At 46.0% G+C, this 17,481-nt stretch carries 18 protein-coding genes; 15 read left to right on the top strand and 3 right to left on the bottom strand.

The genetic code is table 11. The features are described 5' to 3' along the window. The first annotated feature begins 9 nt into the window (after positions 1–9). The 6 genes from EAI83_RS06505 (at position 10) to EAI83_RS17500 (ending at position 6,012) form a co-directional block, all read left to right on the top strand. Complete coding sequence (locus tag EAI83_RS06505) at positions 10–1,521, top strand: sugar ABC transporter ATP-binding protein (RefSeq protein ID WP_129974803.1); 1,512 nt, start codon at positions 10–12, stop codon at positions 1,519–1,521. 11 nt (positions 1,522–1,532) lie between these two features. Beyond that, entirely contained in the window at positions 1,533–2,510 is a 978-nt protein-coding gene (locus EAI83_RS06500) for an ABC transporter permease (RefSeq protein ID WP_118608415.1), read from the top strand. A gap of 145 nt (positions 2,511–2,655) precedes the next feature. Continuing rightward, positions 2,656–3,825 (top strand): substrate-binding domain-containing protein, encoded by a 1,170-nt coding sequence (locus EAI83_RS06495; protein ID WP_129974802.1) that lies wholly within the window; start codon positions 2,656–2,658, stop codon positions 3,823–3,825. 266 nt (positions 3,826–4,091) lie between these two features. Continuing rightward, positions 4,092–5,495: a rhamnulokinase gene (gene rhaB, locus EAI83_RS06490; RefSeq protein ID WP_015527297.1), complete on the top strand. Its 1,404-nt coding sequence runs from the start codon at positions 4,092–4,094 to the stop codon at positions 5,493–5,495. 68 nt (positions 5,496–5,563) lie between these two features. Then, the gene (locus EAI83_RS17505; protein WP_015527296.1) at positions 5,564–5,722 is read left to right on the top strand and encodes a hypothetical protein; all 159 of its coding nucleotides are present in this window, start codon (positions 5,564–5,566) and stop codon (positions 5,720–5,722) included. A gap of 26 nt (positions 5,723–5,748) precedes the next feature. Then, entirely contained in the window at positions 5,749–6,012 is a 264-nt protein-coding gene (locus EAI83_RS17500; protein WP_243113453.1) for a hypothetical protein, read from the top strand. Positions 6,013–6,166: 154 nt separating this feature from the next. Here the strand turns inward: EAI83_RS17500 and EAI83_RS06480 are convergent, their stop codons facing one another. Next, positions 6,167–6,550, bottom strand: coding sequence for a DUF3783 domain-containing protein (locus EAI83_RS06480; RefSeq protein ID WP_015527295.1), 384 nt, complete (start codon positions 6,548–6,550; stop codon positions 6,167–6,169). Positions 6,551–6,597: 47 nt separating this feature from the next. Next, positions 6,598–6,948 (bottom strand): sensor histidine kinase, encoded by a 351-nt coding sequence (locus tag EAI83_RS17820; RefSeq protein ID WP_015527294.1) that lies wholly within the window; start codon positions 6,946–6,948, stop codon positions 6,598–6,600. Here EAI83_RS17820 and EAI83_RS06470 point away from each other — a divergent pair. Further along, positions 6,841–7,200, top strand: a complete 360-nt coding sequence (locus EAI83_RS06470) for a helix-turn-helix domain-containing protein (protein ID WP_242981978.1) — start codon at positions 6,841–6,843, stop codon at positions 7,198–7,200. The genes EAI83_RS17820 and EAI83_RS06470 overlap by 108 nt on opposite strands. Before the next feature lie 17 nt (positions 7,201–7,217). Here EAI83_RS06470 and EAI83_RS06465 read toward each other — a convergent pair whose 3' ends face one another. After that, positions 7,218–7,895 (bottom strand): GTP pyrophosphokinase, encoded by a 678-nt coding sequence (locus tag EAI83_RS06465; protein ID WP_015527292.1) that lies wholly within the window; start codon positions 7,893–7,895, stop codon positions 7,218–7,220. A gap of 523 nt (positions 7,896–8,418) precedes the next feature. On the opposite strand from EAI83_RS06465, the gene trpE reads away from it, so the two are divergent. The 8 genes from trpE (at position 8,419) to EAI83_RS06420 (ending at position 17,461) form a co-directional block, all read left to right on the top strand. Then, complete coding sequence (gene trpE, locus EAI83_RS06455; protein ID WP_129974801.1) at positions 8,419–9,906, top strand: anthranilate synthase component I; 1,488 nt, start codon at positions 8,419–8,421, stop codon at positions 9,904–9,906. After that, positions 9,903–10,481 carry an anthranilate synthase component II gene (locus tag EAI83_RS06450; RefSeq protein WP_129974800.1) on the top strand — a complete coding sequence of 193 codons (579 nt, stop codon included), beginning with the start codon at positions 9,903–9,905 and terminating at the stop codon, positions 10,479–10,481. Before trpE ends, EAI83_RS06450 begins: the two co-directional genes overlap by 4 nt. A 57-nt stretch (positions 10,482–10,538) precedes the next feature. After that, a complete protein-coding gene (gene trpD / locus EAI83_RS06445) occupies positions 10,539–11,552 on the top strand; it encodes an anthranilate phosphoribosyltransferase (RefSeq protein WP_129974799.1) in 1,014 nt (337 codons plus the stop codon). A 129-nt stretch (positions 11,553–11,681) separates the two neighbouring features. Then, positions 11,682–12,476 carry an indole-3-glycerol phosphate synthase TrpC gene (trpC, locus tag EAI83_RS06440; protein WP_129974798.1) on the top strand — a complete coding sequence of 265 codons (795 nt, stop codon included), beginning with the start codon at positions 11,682–11,684 and terminating at the stop codon, positions 12,474–12,476. Positions 12,477–12,583: 107 nt separating this feature from the next. Then, positions 12,584–13,231, top strand: coding sequence for a phosphoribosylanthranilate isomerase (locus tag EAI83_RS06435; RefSeq protein WP_129974797.1), 648 nt, complete (start codon positions 12,584–12,586; stop codon positions 13,229–13,231). A gap of 1 nt (position 13,232) precedes the next feature. After that, a complete protein-coding gene (gene trpB, locus EAI83_RS06430; RefSeq protein WP_129974796.1) occupies positions 13,233–14,417 on the top strand; it encodes a tryptophan synthase subunit beta in 1,185 nt (394 codons plus the stop codon). Further along, positions 14,410–15,183 (top strand): tryptophan synthase subunit alpha, encoded by a 774-nt coding sequence (trpA, locus tag EAI83_RS06425; RefSeq protein WP_129974795.1) that lies wholly within the window; start codon positions 14,410–14,412, stop codon positions 15,181–15,183. Before trpB ends, trpA begins: the two co-directional genes overlap by 8 nt. A 184-nt stretch (positions 15,184–15,367) precedes the next feature. Then, complete coding sequence (locus tag EAI83_RS06420; RefSeq protein WP_129974794.1) at positions 15,368–17,461, top strand: glycoside hydrolase family 3 C-terminal domain-containing protein; 2,094 nt, start codon at positions 15,368–15,370, stop codon at positions 17,459–17,461. Positions 17,462–17,481: the final 20 nt, after the last annotated feature.

The following is a 17,481-nucleotide window of genomic DNA, read 5'->3' as shown; positions in this document are numbered from 1 at the left end:
GATGCGACAATGGGTGAAGTTATTTTAACTATGAAGGACATTGATAAGTCCTTTCCTGGAGTTCATGCTCTGGATCACGTTAATTTCGAAGTAAAACGCGGCGAAGTACATGCACTTATGGGAGAAAACGGTGCCGGTAAATCAACACTGATGAAGGTTCTTACCGGTATTTATCAGAAGGATTCAGGTTCCATCGTTTACAAAGGACAGGAAACAGAATTCCACAATACACGTGAGGCACAGGATGCCGGCGTTGTAATCGTACATCAGGAGCTGAACATGGTAGGTGATCTTACCGTTGCTCAGAACATCTTCATCGGACGTGAACCGAAAAAAGGTTTCCGCATTGATGACAAAAAGATGATCGAGGATTCAAAGAAGCTTTTCCAGGATCTGAACATTGAGATCAATCCGAAGGAAAAGATGAAAAACCTGACAGTCGGAAAACAGCAGATGTGTGAGATCGCAAAAGCAATCTCTCATAAAGCTGAGGTTATCATCTTCGATGAGCCTTCCGCAGCACTTACCGAGAAAGAGATCGCGGATCTGTTTGAGATCATCCGTGACCTTCGTAAGAAAAATCTTGGTATCGTGTATATCTCACACCGTATGGATGAGATTAAAACCATCACAGACCGTGTAACCGTTATGCGAGATGGTGGATATGTAGGAACTCTGATCACAAAAGACAGTACAAAAGAAGATATCATCAACATGATGGTTGGTCGTGTTATTTATGAGGATCCGAAGCAGGAGAGTGCAGTTCCGGCAGATGCACCGGTAGTTCTTAAGGTTGAACATCTGAACGCAGGCAAGATGGTTCAGGATGTAAGCTTTGAGCTGAAGAAAGGTGAGATCCTTGGCTTCTCAGGACTGATGGGTGCAGGACGTACCGAGACAGCCAGAGCACTGTTCGGAGCAGACCCGAAACAGAGTGGTAAGATCTCTGTTATGGGTAAAGATGGACAGCTTCACGAAGTTACCATCAACAGCCCGCAGGATGCTGTTAAATACGGTATCGGTTATCTGTCAGAGGACAGAAGAAGATACGGCTGTGTTGTACAGAAATCTGTAACAGAGAATACAACACTGGCAACAATGGAAGAGTTTACCAATGGTATTTTTATCAACAAGGCAAAAGAGAAACAGGTTGCAGAGAAATATGTAAATGAGCTTGCAACAAAGACACCGACCACCGATCAGCTGGTAGTTAACCTTTCCGGTGGTAACCAGCAGAAGGTAGTTATCGCAAAATGGCTGACACGAGACAGTGACATCCTTATTTTCGATGAGCCTACCAGAGGTATCGATGTTGGTGCTAAGAACGAAATCTACAAATTAATGAACAGACTGGCAGCAGAAGGAAAATCCATTATCATGATTTCTTCTGAGATGACGGAAGTTCTCCGAATGAGTGACCGTATCATCATCATGTGTGAGGGTAAAGTTACCGGATGTATTGATATCTCCGAGGCAACCCAGGAAAACATCATGGACAAGGCCACACGGAATATCGATTAAGGAGGAAAGTCATGACTAAGAAGAAAAAAAGTATTTTAAGTGATCAGAGATTTATTGTTTTGCTCGTTATCATTGTCCTGTGTGCAATATTCTCAGGCTTGAGTAAAGAATTCAGACAGTACACCACGATCCTGAGTATGCTGGATTTCTCATATTACGATCTTCTTATGGCGATCGGAGTTACATTCCCGCTTATCACTGGTGGTGTTGACCTGTCAATCGGAACTGGTATGGTAGCATACGCACTGATCGCCGGAACATTGATCAGAAACAACAATTGCCCGGTAGCTCTGGCAATGCTGATCTGTGTTGTTCTTGGTATCGCAGTCGGTGCACTGAACGGTGTACTGATCGGTGTTATGAACCTGCCGCCATTTTTGGCAACACTTTGTACCTGTATGATCACCCGTGGTGCCGGATCTCTCTGCAGTGCGACACCTTGGCCGGGACTTACACAGGATGGTGGATGGTTCCACACAATCTTTAAAGTAACTGTTGGTACAGGAAGAAGTGCTTCCCGTTATCCGCTTGGATTCCTGTGGATGGTCATTCTGGTTCTTCTTATGGAGTACATCCTGAACCACACCAAATTCGGTCGTTATACAATTGCAATCGGTTCCAACAAAGAGGCAGCAGCCCTTTCCGGAATCAATACAAAGTTCTATCACGTAATGGTATACGTTGTCTGCGGTCTGTTTACAGGTCTTGCAGCGATCGCATACGCAGCAGTAACACCTACTGTACAGCCTGGTACTGGTGCCGGACTTGAGATGGATGCTATCGGTGGTGTATTCGTTGGTGGTGTAGCAGCTACCGGTGGATATGGTTCCGTGATCGGTACATTCGTTGGTATCTTCGTCATCATGCTTCTGAAAACAGGTCTTCCATATATCGGCCTGCAGGCAAACTGGCAGCAGATCATCACTGGTATCGTTCTGATCGTAGCCGTTCTGATCGATATCCTGAAAGAGAAAAAAGCAGCTCACTGATAAGCAGTGAGATATAATGTGAAAAAGGGTGCTGTTCACAGAGAAATGTGACAGTACCCATTATCAAAGATGTGAAACGCCAAGGGGTAGCAATGGCGTATGAACATAAAAAAACTATATAATATATTTAAGGAGGAAATATTATATGAAAGCAAAAAAGGTTATGGCATTAATGCTCTGTGCAGCAATGGTAACAAGCATGAGTGCAACTGCAGCTTTTGCAGCTGAGGAGAAAGAAGATGCAGCAACAGAGAAATCTGCAGATTCCACAGCAGCTGAGGATCCTACTGCACAGTTCGACGGACTGAAAGCAAACGAAGCTTATGTGTTCCCGATGATGGTTAAATCTTTCCAGTCCACATACTGGGATGCAGCTCAGGAAGGTATGAAGAAAGCATCTAAGGAGCTGGGCGTTGATTATAAACCACAGGGACCGAACAGTGAGTCCGATATCGCTGACCAGGTTAACATGATCAACACAGCTATCGCTTCCAATCCTGTTGGATTAGGACTTGCAGCTTGTGATACATCTTCCGTTACAGATGCACTTAAGACATGTGCAGAAAAAGGAATCCCGGTTGTAACATTCGATACAGGTATCGCTGATGCTCCAGAGGGATCTGTAGTATGCGAGGTTTGTACAGACAACGCACAGGCTGGTGCAGTAGCAGCTGAGAATATGTACAACAGCATTAAAGACGTTGTTAAAGATGCTGAGGGACAGGTTGTAATCGGTGAGGTTAACCAGGATGCAACAGCTCAGAACATCCAGCAGCGTGGTACAGGATTCATCAACAAGATGATCGAGCTTCTTCAGGCTGATGGCAAGACAGTTGCAGTAAGCGGTAACGAGTTCTATGTAAACGCAGCAGAGGGTGCTGACGCAGACGCTAAAGACGCTGACGTTGTTATCCAGGTAGCTGTTCCGGCACAGACAACTGTAGAGCTCTGCTCCACAGAGGCACAGGCAATCCTTTCCCAGGAGAACTGTATTGCAATCTTCGGTTCCAACCAGGTTTCCGCAGAGGGTGTTCTTGCAGCAAATGCTAACCTTAACGTTCTTGGTTCTGACCCGGCAAACGGTGATGTAGTTGGTGTTGGTTTCGATGCTGGTTCTATCATCAAAGCAGCTGTTAAAGATGGCACATTCGTTGGTGCTGTTACACAGTCTCCTCTTATGATGGGATACTATGCAATCTACGCTCTGACAGCAGCAGCAAACGGCCAGGAGCTTGAGGATGTTCCTACAGACGGTTACTGGTATGATGCAACAAATATGGAAGACGAGGATATCGCTCCTAACCTTTATGACTAATCATATAATTGATAAGATCGTGAAGTTATAATGAACGCGGATTGCGTTCACGGACGTATGAAATAAGAGATCCGCTGGCTGATTCAGTCAGCGGATTTTTTAAATAAATAATGTAGTAGTTCATAAATAATCACTGTATTATTGGCAAATAAAGACACTTTTTTTGACAAAAGAGGTTCTTATCACCGGAAGGATCCTGATGTATGATAAATACAACATCAGATATGAAAGTGATCAGAAGCTTACATATTGAGGAGGATTTAAAAATGGCAACATATTATTTAGCAGTAGATATCGGAGCATCCAGTGGACGTCACATTCTGGGACATATGGAAAACGGAAAAATGATCCTGGAAGAAATCTATCGTTTTGAGAACGGCATGGTTAAGAAGGATGGAGAGCTCTGCTGGGAGTTTGACCGCCTTTTCAACGAGATCGTAAATGGTCTTAAGAAATGTAAAGAGATCGGCAAGATCCCGGTAAGCATGGGTGTTGATACCTGGGGTGTTGACTTCGTGCTTCTAGACAAGGATGACAAGGTTCTTGGCAACACGGTAGGCTACCGTGATCATCGTACAGAGGGAATGGACGAGGAAGTTTATAAGACAATTTCCCTGAAGGATCTGTATGCAAGAACCGGTATCCAGAAAGCGATCTACAATACAGTATATCAGCTGATGGCAGTGAAGAAGAAACATCCTGAGTATCTGGAGCAGGCTGAGACACTTCTTCATGTACCGGACTACTTCCATTTTCTTCTTACAGGCGAAAAAACTTGCGAGTACACAGAGGCAACCACAGGACAGCTTGTATGCCCGACAACCAAGGACTGGGATTATGAGCTGATCGATATGCTGGGATATCCAAGAAAGATATTCCAGAAGCTGATCATGCCTAGCACAAGCATCGGACATTTAACAGACGCAGTGAAGGAAGCAGTTGGCTTTGATCTTGAGGTTGTAGCACCGGCTACACATGATACAGGGTCTGCAGTTCTGGCTGTGCCTGCAAATGATGACGATTTCATTTATATCAGTTCCGGAACATGGTCTCTGATGGGAATCGAGAGAAAAGAAGCAGACTGCTCTGAGAAGAGCTGTGAGATGAACTTCACAAACGAGGGTGGATATGCAGGACGTTTCCGTTATCTGAAGAACATCATGGGTCTCTGGATGATCCAGTCTGTACGTCATGAGTTTGATGATGCGTACAGCTTTGCACAGATCTGCGAGATGGCTGAGGAGGCAAAAGACTTCCCGTCAAGAGTAAACGCAAACGATGAGTGCTTCCTTTCTCCTGAGAACATGACAAAAGAGGTTCAGGACTACTGCCGCAGAACAGGACAGCAGGTTCCGGAAACTCTTGGCGAGATTGCAACCGTTATCTATACAAGCCTTGCAGATTGCTACGCTAAGATCGCAAAAGAAATCGAGGAGATGACAGGAAGAACCTACAGCCGTATCCATATCGTAGGCGGTGGTTCCAATGCAGGATACTTAAATGAGCTGACTGCAAAAGCTACAAAGAAAGAAATCCATGCAGGCCCTGGTGAGGCTACTGCAATCGGTAATATCACAGCACAGATGCTGAAGGCCGAGGAGTTTAAAACGATCGAGGAGGCTCGTACAACCATCCATGAGTCCTTCGGTATCAAAGTATACAAAGCATAAATAATTTGAGGTCTTATTATGTTAGTTAACACAATTTTGAGAAATGGGTAAAAGACGAGCATCTTGGAATGATCGCTTCTCATTACGACGGATTTGCACAGGGTAAAGCAGGTGTCCTTGACAGTATGCTGATCCCGGCATTCTCCATGCTGATCAAACAGGGTACTGCATGTGCGGTAGAGGGTGACATGAAGGTTGCCATGGCAAAACAGGCGGCGGATATCTGACGCAGTTCTATCCGTACACAGGTCCGGTGACCTACCTTGCGATCACTCAGGATAAAGACGGAAACTTCAAATTCGTTGTAGCTGAGGGCGTAAACGAGGAGAGACCGATTCTTTCCTTCGGTGATACAAACATGAGAACACGCTTCACATGCGGAGCAAGAGAGTTTGTTAACCGCTGGAGCGAGGCTGGCCCAACACATCATATGGCAGCTGCTACAGGAAGACACATCGATACGATCCTGAAGGTTGCAAAAATCTTTAACGTACCGGTAGATATCGTGACAAGATAAATTCTTTCTTATGTATTCAACCTAAAACATATTCAAAAAAGGAGACTGCGCGGAGCGGTCTCCTTTTTCAGTGGGAAAAATAAGATAAAAAAGATCTGCCGGAAATGCAACAGGCAGATTCGGCAGGCAGATTCGGCAGATTTTGGTTTTGCAGTTATTTTTTATGCATAAGTGTGTGCTCCCTGGAAAGCTCATCGTGCAGCTGGATGGAAGACCAGTGCTGAGTTACCGGTGTGAGCATGGCCTTCAGTGCAACAGGCGGGAGCTGGTTTTCACGGAAAAAAGCAAGAAAACTATCCATCTGTGCACTGGAAAAATCCTTCAGCACGATCATCTCATCACTGAAATTGTTTCCCAGATTAAACTGGGATGAGGGATGAAATCCCGGAATCTCAAAAAGATATCCTAGCGGATGAAGAAATTCCGGCGCAGTGACGATCCGTGTCTTAACCTTCTGACGATTCAGATAGCGGCGGATCTGGCGAAGCCGTTCCGGGTCGTTAAAATTATATAAAAGAGCTTCTGGCTGTGTATTCATATAGTGTCATACCTCATTTCTGAATAAAGATTTTTGTGGAACATAAGTTACTTTTCGCGATGTGCAGGGAAGCGGATCTCAACCTCTGTCCCTTCTCCAGGCTTGCTGGAATAAGTGAGTCCGTAATTATTTCCATAGAGAATTTGGAGTCTCCGGTGTGTATTATAAACTGCGATATTGGTGCCGCCGGACTGGCTTTTTCCCTTTCCGGAAAGGATAGTTGACAGGATTTCCGGCGAAATCCCAACACCGTCATCGGAAATCAGAAGAACAATATTCTCAATGTGGAGATGCGTCTGCCCAATCAGTACGAAAATATGATCTCTATGACAACACTGGATTATATTGAACAGAAATACCGGACTGCTACGCTGACGGAGCTTTGTGGTCGTCTGCATCTTCCCATGCATGTCCTCAGTAAGATGATCAAGAAAAGCACAGGGTTTAATTTCAAGGAACTTCTTCAGAGAAAACGTCTGAACAAGGCTGTAGAGCTGATGTGTGAAACAGATCTGCCTGTCAGTGACATCATTGCGGCTGTAGGCTATGAAAATAACAGTTATTTTCATCGGGTATTCAAGGAACATTATCACATGACACCGCGGGCGTTCCGGGTGAAAAACAGTGAGAAAGAACAGTTGAGGCTGTAACAGCCTCAACTGTTTTTTTAAATATCATGGAATTGTCCGATCTTGTTTTTGATCCGCTGCATTTCGTTATCCATATCGATCACAGTGCGGGCGCAGTTCAGCAGTTCATTGCTGACATCCTCATAACCGTCCATTTCTTCGATATTCTGCTTGTAACGCAGCTGATGCTCCAGAGTTGCCCAGAAATCCATACCGTTGGTACGGATCTGGATCTCTGCACGCATGGGAGTTTTTCCCTTGGAGAAGAATACGGGGATTTCCACGATCATGTGATAACTGCGGTAGCCGTTTGGCTTTGGATTTTTGATATAGTCCTTTACCTGGATGACGGTAATGTCATCCTGCCTGGTGATCAGGTCTGCAATAGTGTAGATATCATCGATAAAGGCACAGACAACACGGATGCCTGCCACGTCATTCAGCTGATTCTGAATATTCTCCGCAGTAAACTCATAGCCGAGCTTTTTGAGCTTTTTGTAAATGCTTTCCGGCTTTTTGATCCTTGTTTTGATGAAGGAGATCGGGTTACGTTTATATTCCAATGAAAATTCATCGTTGAGGACTTCCAGCTTGGTGCGTACCTCACGGACCGTACATCGATACATCATCATCAGATCATTAAATTTTGCGGAATTTTTGATAAAAACCTGTGGATCGGGGGTATCCAGCCAGGTGTTTGTATTTCTTTCAGCCATAGTGTTTTTCTGGTGAAACTCCTTTCTTATGTAATATTTATAACAATTACTTTCATACAATTATAGAACAAAATGATATTTTTTTCAACATTTGTATTGACATATCAGAAAAGCTGTGCTATTTTATAGAAAAAGTTTAATTAAGTAAACCACTAAACCGTTGAAGCGGAGATAAAGATATTCATGCGCGCACAGAGAGTCCGGGAGGGTGAGAGCCGGGTCGAGAGGCAGTTTATCAAATGGACCGCAGAGGGCACAGGGAAAGATATTTTCGGGTATCAAGTATTCTGTGACGTGAGGGCATACGTCAGTTGCCGGGAATATGAAGGTATTCCGCCAAGTGCACGGGTCAGACCGTGAATCAGGGTGGCACCGCGGGTGATTTTGAATTTAGAGCTCGTCCCTGACAGAACCAGATTCTGTCGGAGACGGGCTTTTCTTTGATTTCATGAGCAAGCAGCGAATGCAGATCACGAATGTCCCGTCCTCCGGTAAGGAATGAAAAACTCAGGAGGGCCTGTATATGTATCCAACATTAGAAAAAATCAAAGAACTCGCACAGTCAGGCGAATACCGGCGAATCCCTGTATGCAGAGAGCTGTATTCCGACCGCTATACACCTGTAGAAGTGATGCGGACTCTTCGCACAGCCAGCAGACACTGCTATCTGCTGGAAAGTGCCAGCCAGACAGAGGTATGGGGACGCTATTCCTTCCTGGGATATGAACCATCCTTGGAGATCACCTGTACCGATGGAAATCTTCAGATCCGAAAGATCCATGAGGACGGTACCGAAGAAATAACAAAGCAGCAGGTAAAACATCCCGGAGATGCTATTCGAAAGATCCTAAAGGAATACAAAAGCCCGGTACTGGAAAAAATGCCAACCTTTACCGGCGGCCTGGTAGGCTATTTTTCCTACGATTATATTAAATACAGTGAACCGAAGCTGGAGCTTACCGATAAGACGGTAGAAGATTTCAGAGATATGGATCTAATGCTCTTTGACCAGGTCATTGCCTTTGATCATTACAGACAGAAGGTGCTTCTGATCACAGGGGTGATGACAGATGATCTGGAGAACTCTTTTGGAAAGGCAGAAAAGAAACTGCAGGAGATGGCAGATCTGATCAGAAAGGGAGAGCAGAAGGAATTTCCATCCCTGAAGTTGCAATCCTCCATTGAGCCGCAGTTCCCGAAAGAAAAATACTGTGAGATGGTAGAAACCGCCAGACATTATATTCGTGAGGGAGACATCTTCCAGGTGGTGCTTTCCAATCCCATGAGAGCCAGAGCAGAGGGAAGCCTTTTTGATACCTATCGTGTTTTAAGGGCCACAAACCCGTCCCCCTATATGTTTTATTTTTCCAGTGATGATATTGAGATTGCAGGAGCCTCCCCGGAAACACTTGCCAGGCTTGCAGGAACAGAATTAAGTACCTTCCCGCTTGCAGGAACAAGACCAAGAGGCAAGACAAAAGAAGAAGACCTGGCGCTGGAAAAAGGACTCCTGGCTGATGAGAAGGAACGTGCCGAGCATAACATGCTTGTGGATCTTGGGCGAAATGATATCGGAAAGATCAGTAAGATCGGTACCGTGAACGTAGAAAAATATATGTGCATCGAGCATTTTTCTCATGTGATGCATATTGGTTCCACAGTTACCGGCCAGATCCGGGATGACAGGGATGCGGTGGATGCAGTGGATGCCATCCTTCCGGCAGGAACACTTTCCGGAGCACCGAAATTCCGTGCCTGCCAGATCATCCAGGAACTGGAACAGAGCAAGCGAGGCATTTACGGCGGTGCTATCGGATATCTGGATTTTGCCGGAAACCTGGATACCTGTATTGCCATTCGCCTGGTTTATAAGAAAAACGGTGAGATCTGTATCCGGTCAGGAGCAGGGATCGTAGCAGACAGTATTCCGGAAAGTGAATTTCAGGAGTGCTGCAACAAGGCAAGAGCCGTTGTACAGGCAATCGAAACTGCACAGGAGGGACTGGAATGATAGTACTGATCGATAATTATGATAGCTTTTCCTACAATGTTTACCAGCTGATCGGTTCTGTGGAGCCGGATATCAAAGTGGTAAGAAATGATGAAGTGACCATCAAAGAGCTGGAGGCCATGAAGCCGGAGGCATTGATCCTTTCCCCTGGTCCGGGAAAACCGGAGGATGCGGGAATCTGTATTGAATCCATAAAATATTTCAAAGACAAGCTGCCGATCCTGGGTATCTGCCTTGGACATCAGTCCATCTGTGAAGCCTTCGGAGGGACAGTATCCTACGCAAAAGAGCTGATGCACGGAAAGCAGAAAGAGATACATAAAGTTGGAAAGAGCCGGATGTTTGAAGGACTTCCGGAAACTTTTCCGGCAGCCAGATATCACTCACTGGCAGCTATCCGGGATACCTTACCGGAGAAACTGGTTGTTACCGCTGAGTCTGAGGACGGAGAGGTGATGGCACTGGAGCATAAAGAATATCCGATATTCGGATTACAGTTCCATCCGGAATCTGTTATGACACCGGATGGAAAAACAATGATCGAGAACTTTATGAAGGTTATCAGAGACAGATAAGACAGAGAACAGCAATCCATAAAAGATAGAATCGTTACAGAACAGGAGGAAACAACAATGATCAAAGAAGCAATCATCAAGCTTTCAAAAAAAGAAGATCTTACATATGACGAAGCAGAAGCCGTAATGAATGAGATCATGGACGGAGCGGCAACACCGGTACAGATGGCATCCTACCTTACTGCACTTTCCCTGAAAGGAGAGACTATTGATGAGATCACTGCATCAGCAGCCGGAATGCGTGCACACTGCATCAAGCTTCTCCACGATATGAATGTTCTGGAAATCGTAGGAACCGGTGGTGACGGAGCAAACTCCTTTAACATTTCTACGACATCTTCTCTTGTGATCGCAGCAGGTGGCGTTCCGGTAGCAAAACACGGAAACCGTGCAGCATCTTCCAAGAGCGGTGCAGCAGATGTTCTGGAAGCACTTGGCGTAAAGATCACCATTCCGCCGGAAAAAAGTGCAGAGATCCTGAAAAAGATCAACATCTGTTTCCTGTTCGCCCAGAATTATCATATTGCCATGAAATATGTGGCACCGATCCGTAAAGAGCTGGGAATCCGCACGGTATTTAATATTCTCGGACCATTAAGCAACCCGGCAGGCGCAAACATGGAGCTGATGGGAGTCTTTGACCAGTCTCTGGTAGAGCCGCTGGCACAGGTTATGATGAAGCTTGGCGTGAACCGTGGAATGGTAGTTTTCGGGCAGGATAAGCTGGATGAGATCTCCATGAGCGCACCGACTTCTGTGTGCGAGATCAAGGAAGGATGGTTCCAGTCCTATGAGATCACACCGGAGCAGTTCGGCTATACACGCTGCAGCAAAGAAGATCTGGCAGGCGGCACACCGGCAGAGAACGCAGAGATCACAAAAGCCATTGTAAACGGAAACGAAAAAGGCCCGAAGCGTCAGGCGGTCTGCATGAACGCAGGTGCAGCACTTTATATCGCCGGAAAGGCGAAGACTATAGAAGATGGCGTGAAGATGGCTGAAAACCTGATCGACAGTGGTGCAGCTGCTGCCAAGCTTGCGGAATTTATCAAATTAAGTAACGAGATTTGAAAATAATAGCGGCAGAAGAGAAATCGGCAATCCCTATCGGAAGAGATACGAACGGAAACATTAATCTGTCAGATTTCTTGAAATTGCCGAATGAGAGTTGAACTGAAATATCAAGGAGACAAACAAAGAATGAGCGAAAAAAACATTCTGGAAGAAATCGCAGAAAAAACAAGAGAACGTATCCGGAAGGAAAAACTTCAGTTTCCCCTGGATCAGCTGAAAGCTCTGGCTGAAAAAGCACCACAGCAGCCGTCCTTTCTGGAAGCGTTGAAAAAGCCGGGCATGTCCTACATCTGTGAAGTAAAAAAAGCTTCCCCCTCCAAGGGGCTGATCGCACCGGAATTTCCGTATCTGGAAATTGCGAAAGAATACGAAGCAGCAGGTGCATCTGCGATCTCCTGCCTCACAGAGCCATTTTATTTCATGGGAAGTGATACTTATCTCCGTGAGATCACAGAAACAGTGGATATTCCGGTTCTTCGGAAGGACTTCACGGTGGATAAGTACATGATCTATCAGGCAAAAGCATTCGGCGTAGCGGCTGTACTTCTGATCTGTGCTATCTTAAATGACCAGGAACTCCTGGAATACCGAGAGCTTGCAGAAACTCTGGGAATGGATGCACTGGTGGAAGCTCATGACGAGAATGAAGTGGCAAGAGCATTAAAGACAGGTGCAAAGATCGTCGGTGTAAACAACCGTGACCTGAAAACCTTTAAGGTTGATATGAATAACAGCATCCGTCTTCGAAACCTGGCACCGGACAATGTGGTATTTGTGTCTGAGAGTGGAATCAAAAACGCAGGTGATATCGCTATTCTGGAAAGAAACCGGGTAGGTGCAGTCCTGATCGGTGAGACTCTGATGCGAAGCCCGGATAAGAAAGCTGCATTGGAAAATCTGAATGGTAGAGCGCTTGTATAAAGGCCAAACGAAAGAATAGAGCAAATAAGTAACAGAGCTGACCAGCAGCAAATAGTAACGAAACAGGAAGGGGCAGGGTCAGACAGAAAGGGCAGGATTGGCTGAATATGAGAGAACAACCGTTGAAACATGGGAGCAGAACCAGGATCAAGATCTGCGGCCTGACCCGCCCGGAAGATATCCAGGCAGTTAACCAGGCTAAACCGGACTTTGCAGGATTCATTGTAGAATTCCCAAAAAGCAGAAGAAACGTCACCGTGGAGCAATTGAAGGCTCTCCGGGAAGAACTGGATGATAGCATTTTGCCGGTAGGCGTATTCGTCAATGCACCGGTGGAGCTTCCCGCACAGCTTTTAAACGAAGGAACCATCGCACTGGCACAGCTTCACGGCCAGGAGGACGAGAATTATATCAGACAGCTTAAGACCATGACAGACCAGCTTCTGATAAAGGCTTTTTCCATAAAAATAGAAGCAGATATAAAGAAAGCGATCCGTTCGGAAGCAGACTATATTCTGCTGGATCAGGGCGCAGGAGGAACAGGAGAAACTTTCGACTGGAGTCTGGTACCGGCGATCAAACGTCCCTGGTTTCTGGCAGGAGGTCTGGGCTGTGAAAATCTGGAATCGGCCATACATCTGCTTCACCCCTGGGCAGTAGATTTAAGCAGCAGTGTAGAAACCGACGGTCACAAAGACCCGGATAAAATATTAGAAGCAGTATACGCAGTAAGGAACATAAAGGAGGAAATATAACATGTTAAAAGGAAGATTCGGCATCCATGGCGGACAGTACATCCCGGAAACACTGATGAACGCCGTTCTGGAGCTTGAGGAAGCATACAACCATTACAAAAACGACCCGGAATTCAACCGTGAGCTCACAGAGCTTCTCAATGAATACGCAGGAAGACCATCCCGTCTTTACTATGCGGCACATATGACCGAGGACCTTGGCGGAGCCAAGATCTATCTGAAAAGAGAAGACTTAAACCACACAGGAGCCCACAAGATCAACAACGTACTTGGTCAGGTGCTCCTGGCAAAAAAAATGGGCAAGACCCGTGTCATCGCAGAGACAGGAGCCGGCCAGCACGGTGTTGCAACTGCAACCGCAGCAGCACTGATGGGAATGGAATGTGAGGTATTCATGGGAAAAGAAGACACGGAACGTCAGGCACTGAATGTTTACAAAATGCGTCTTCTCGGAGCAAAAGTCCATGCAGTCACAAGCGGAACCGCAACCTTAAAGGATGCCGTTTCCGAGACCATGCGTGAGTGGACAAACCGTATTGCAGATACCCATTATGTACTGGGATCTGTTATGGGCCCGCACCCGTTCCCGACCATCGTACGTGATTTCCAGGCCGTGATCTCCAAGGAGATCAAAGAGCAGATGCTGGAAAAAGAGGGCAGACTTCCGGATGTTGTCCTGGCCTGTGTGGGCGGCGGCTCCAATGCTATCGGAACTTTCTACAATTTCATTGAGGACAAAGACGTTCGTCTCATCGGCTGTGAGGCAGCAGGACGTGGCGTGAATACTGCGGAGACTGCGGCAACCATCGCAACTGGTCGTCTCGGAATCTTCCATGGTATGAAATCTTACTTCTGCCAGGATGAATACGGACAGATCGCACCGGTATACTCCATCTCCGCAGGTCTGGATTACCCGGGCGTAGGACCGGAGCATGCACATCTTTACGATATCGGAAGAGCAGAGTACGTACCTGTTACAGATGACGAAGCAGTAGATGCTTTTGAATATCTTTCCAGAACAGAAGGAATCATTCCTGCGATCGAAAGTGCTCACGCAGTGGCTTATGCGAAAAAGATCGCACCAACACTTGGAAAAGACAAGATCATGGTAGTTACCATTTCAGGACGTGGAGATAAGGACTGTGCGGCAATCGCCCGCTACAGAGGGGAGGATATTCATGAATAAGAGAATTACAGAAGCATTTGCAAACGGAAAAGCATTTATTCCTTTTTTGACCTGCGGAGATCCGTCTCTGGAGGTAACAGAGCAGCTGGTTTATGCAATGGAAGAAGCTGGAGCAGACCTGATGGAGCTTGGAATCCCGTTCTCAGATCCTACTGCAGAGGGACCTGTGATCCAGGAAGCCAATGTCCGGGCACTTGCAGGCGGCGTGACTACAGATAAAGTTTTTGCAATGGTAGAAAAAATCCGTAAAAATACAAAAATCCCAATGGTATTCATGACCTACGCAAACGTAGTATTTTCTTACGGAACAGAGCGTTTTATCAAGAAAGCAGCAGAAGTTGGAATGGATGGACTGATCCTTCCGGATGTTCCCTTTGAGGAAAAAGAAGAGTTTGATGTTGTGTGCAAACAGTACGGCCTTGACCTGATCTCCCTGATCGCACCGACCTCCCATGAGAGGATCGCTATGATCGCAAAAGAGGCGGAAGGCTTTGTTTACTGCGTATCGTCCCTTGGTGTAACAGGAATGCGTACCAGCATTACCACAGATATCGGAGCTATGGTGAAGCTGGTAAAATCCCAGAAAGACATCCCATGTGCAGTAGGATTCGGAATCTCCACCCCGGAGCAGGCAAAAAAAATGGCAGACCAGTCGGACGGTGCCATTGTAGGATCTGCTATCGTGAAGCTTTGTGGAGCTTACGGCAAGGACTGTGTGCCGAAGGTGAAGGCTTATGTGAAAGAGATGAAGGACGCGATCAGATAAGTTTCCGGCTGAAATCGGATTACAGATCACAAAGTGTAATAAAAATCTGCTTTATCCAAAAAGAAAGGGTAAGGCAGATTTTTTTTGTGCTAAGCAGACTTCGGAGAAATTACAGAAAATATCTGCTTGACAGTCAGAGACCAGGTGATAGATGATATAAAAAAAGGTGAGGAGGAAATTGGGGATGAATCGGGAGGAAGCAACGGAAAAAGCAGAAGTGCTGGTTGCCAGAATGACGCTGGAGGAAAAAGCCAGTCAGTTAAGGTATGATGCACCTGCAATAAAAAGACTGGGAATTCCGGCATATAACTGGTGGAATGAGGGACTTCACGGTGTTGCCAGAGCAGGGCAGGCAACGGTTTTTCCACAGGCGATCGGAATGGCGGCAACTTTTGATAGGAAAAGTGTGGCAGAGATGGCCGGTATCGTGGCAACAGAGGGCAGAGCAAAGTATAATGCATATTCCGTAAACGGTGACAGAGATATTTATAAGGGATTGACGTTCTGGTCTCCTAATGTCAATATTTTTCGTGATCCACGATGGGGTAGAGGCCATGAAACTTATGGGGAAGATCCGTATCTTACAAAAGAACTGGGAGTTTCCTTTGTAAAAGCACTTCAGGGAAATGGGGATACAATGAAGGCAGCAGCCTGTGCCAAACATTTTGCAGTACATTCCGGGCCGGAGGCACTCCGTCATGAATTTGATGCGGAAGCATCCGCAAAAGATATGGAAGAAACGTATCTGCCGGCATTCGAAGGTCTGGTAAAAGAAGCGAAAGTAGAAGCGGTTATGGGAGCTTATAACCGGACAAACGGGGAACCCTGCTGCGGAAGTCCCACATTACAGAAAAAACTCAGAGGCGAATGGAAATTTCAGGGGCATTTTGTATCAGACTGCTGGGCGATCCGTGATTTTCATGAACACCATATGGTAACGGATACAGCCGTTGAATCTGCAGCACTGGCGATTAATAATGGCTGTGACCTGAATTGTGGAAATACCTATCTTCACATTATGAAGGCATACGAAAAGGGGCTTGTCACAGAAGAAACCATAACCCGGGCAGCAGTGCGGCTTTTTACCACAAGGTATCTGCTGGGGTTGTTTGATGGAAGCGAATATGACAATATCTCCTATCTGGAGGTGGAATCTCCCAGGCATCTGGATGCAGCGGAGAAAGCAGCGGAAAAAAGCTTTGTTCTGCTGAAAAATAACGGGATTCTTCCGCTTGATAAAGAAAAACTGAAAACAATAGGGATCATCGGACCAAATGCGGATAGCAGACAGGCGCTGATCGGCAATTATCACGGGACAGCTTCCAGGTATATTACCATACAGGAAGGCATCCAGGATTATGTGGGAGACGATGTAAGGATCCTTACTTCCAGAGGCTGTGATCTGTTCCGAGACCGGACGGAGCACCTTGCGTTTACCAGAGATCGTATTGCGGAAGCCAAGGTGGTTGCGGAAAACAGCGATGTGGTGATCTTATGTATGGGACTGGATGAGACACTGGAAGGAGAAGAGGGAGACACCGGAAACAGCTATGTATCGGGAGATAAAGAAGATATTGAACTTCCCGGAGTACAGCGAGAACTGATGGAAGCAATCGCAGACACAGGAAAACCGGCAGTATTCTGTCTGCTGGCAGGAAGTGACCTTAATCTGAAATATGCGGTAGAGAAATTTGATGCCGTCATGATGCTGTGGTACCCTGGATGCCAGGGCGGGAAGGCAGCGGCAAAGGTACTGTTTGGAGAAATCTCGCCATCAGGAAAACTTCCGGTGACATTTTATGAAAGCCTGGAAGAACTTCCGGATTTTACCGATTATTCCATGAAAGGCAGAACATATCGCTATATGGAACGAAAAGCACAGTTTCCTTTTGGATATGGTCTGACGTACAGTAAGGTGGCAGTAGATAAAGCAGAGGTTAAAGCATGTGGACAGAAGATAAACGTGGAGGTAGAAGTGCAGAATAACGGCGCATATGATACAGAGGATGTTGTTCAGATCTATGTAAAAAATATCGACAGCAAAAATGCCATTCCCAATCCGATGCTGGCCGGTTTTCAGCGGATATTCCTGAAGGCGGGAGAATGCCAAAAAATAGAAATCCCAATATGGGAAAAAGCATTCACCGTAGTAGATGAAACAGGAAAACGGATGGAAGAAGGAAAGAAATTTGAAATTTATGCAGGCTGCAGCCAGCCGGATGAAAAAAGCAAAGAACTGACCGGGATCATGCCGGTAAAGATCATCTGGGAAAAATAATAAGAAAATCTAAAGTAACA

Origin of the sequence: Blautia sp. aa_0143 (assembly GCF_004167315.1) — a bacterium.
GTDB lineage: Bacteria > Bacillota > Clostridia > Lachnospirales > Lachnospiraceae > Blautia_A > Blautia_A fusiformis.
The sequence above is the reverse complement of the archived record's forward strand: the minus strand, read 5'-3'. Positions and strand labels throughout refer to the sequence as shown.

What these genes read in the sequence shown, in the direction of transcription:
- EAI83_RS06505 (WP_129974803.1), top strand. Translation starts at nt 10, where the DNA reads ATGGGTGAAGTTATTTTAACTATGAAGGACATTGATAAGTCCTTTCCT.
- EAI83_RS06500 (WP_118608415.1), top strand. Translation starts at nt 1,533, where the DNA reads ATGACTAAGAAGAAAAAAAGTATTTTAAGTGATCAGAGATTTATTGTT.
- EAI83_RS06495 (WP_129974802.1), top strand. Translation starts at nt 2,656, where the DNA reads ATGAAAGCAAAAAAGGTTATGGCATTAATGCTCTGTGCAGCAATGGTA.
- rhaB (WP_015527297.1), top strand. Translation starts at nt 4,092, where the DNA reads ATGGCAACATATTATTTAGCAGTAGATATCGGAGCATCCAGTGGACGT.
- EAI83_RS17505 (WP_015527296.1), top strand. Translation starts at nt 5,564, where the DNA reads ATGATCGCTTCTCATTACGACGGATTTGCACAGGGTAAAGCAGGTGTC.
- EAI83_RS06480 (WP_015527295.1), bottom strand. Translation starts at nt 6,550, where the DNA reads ATGAATACACAGCCAGAAGCTCTTTTATATAATTTTAACGACCCGGAA.
- EAI83_RS06470 (WP_242981978.1), top strand. Translation starts at nt 6,841, where the DNA reads ATGCGTCTGCCCAATCAGTACGAAAATATGATCTCTATGACAACACTG.
- EAI83_RS17820 (WP_015527294.1), bottom strand. Translation starts at nt 6,948, where the DNA reads ATGCAGACGACCACAAAGCTCCGTCAGCGTAGCAGTCCGGTATTTCTG.
- EAI83_RS06465 (WP_015527292.1), bottom strand. Translation starts at nt 7,895, where the DNA reads ATGGCTGAAAGAAATACAAACACCTGGCTGGATACCCCCGATCCACAG.
- trpE (WP_129974801.1), top strand. Translation starts at nt 8,419, where the DNA reads ATGTATCCAACATTAGAAAAAATCAAAGAACTCGCACAGTCAGGCGAA.
- EAI83_RS06450 (WP_129974800.1), top strand. Translation starts at nt 9,903, where the DNA reads ATGATAGTACTGATCGATAATTATGATAGCTTTTCCTACAATGTTTAC.
- trpD (WP_129974799.1), top strand. Translation starts at nt 10,539, where the DNA reads ATGATCAAAGAAGCAATCATCAAGCTTTCAAAAAAAGAAGATCTTACA.
- trpC (WP_129974798.1), top strand. Translation starts at nt 11,682, where the DNA reads ATGAGCGAAAAAAACATTCTGGAAGAAATCGCAGAAAAAACAAGAGAA.
- EAI83_RS06435 (WP_129974797.1), top strand. Translation starts at nt 12,584, where the DNA reads ATGAGAGAACAACCGTTGAAACATGGGAGCAGAACCAGGATCAAGATC.
- trpB (WP_129974796.1), top strand. Translation starts at nt 13,233, where the DNA reads ATGTTAAAAGGAAGATTCGGCATCCATGGCGGACAGTACATCCCGGAA.
- trpA (WP_129974795.1), top strand. Translation starts at nt 14,410, where the DNA reads ATGAATAAGAGAATTACAGAAGCATTTGCAAACGGAAAAGCATTTATT.
- EAI83_RS06420 (WP_129974794.1), top strand. Translation starts at nt 15,368, where the DNA reads ATGAATCGGGAGGAAGCAACGGAAAAAGCAGAAGTGCTGGTTGCCAGA.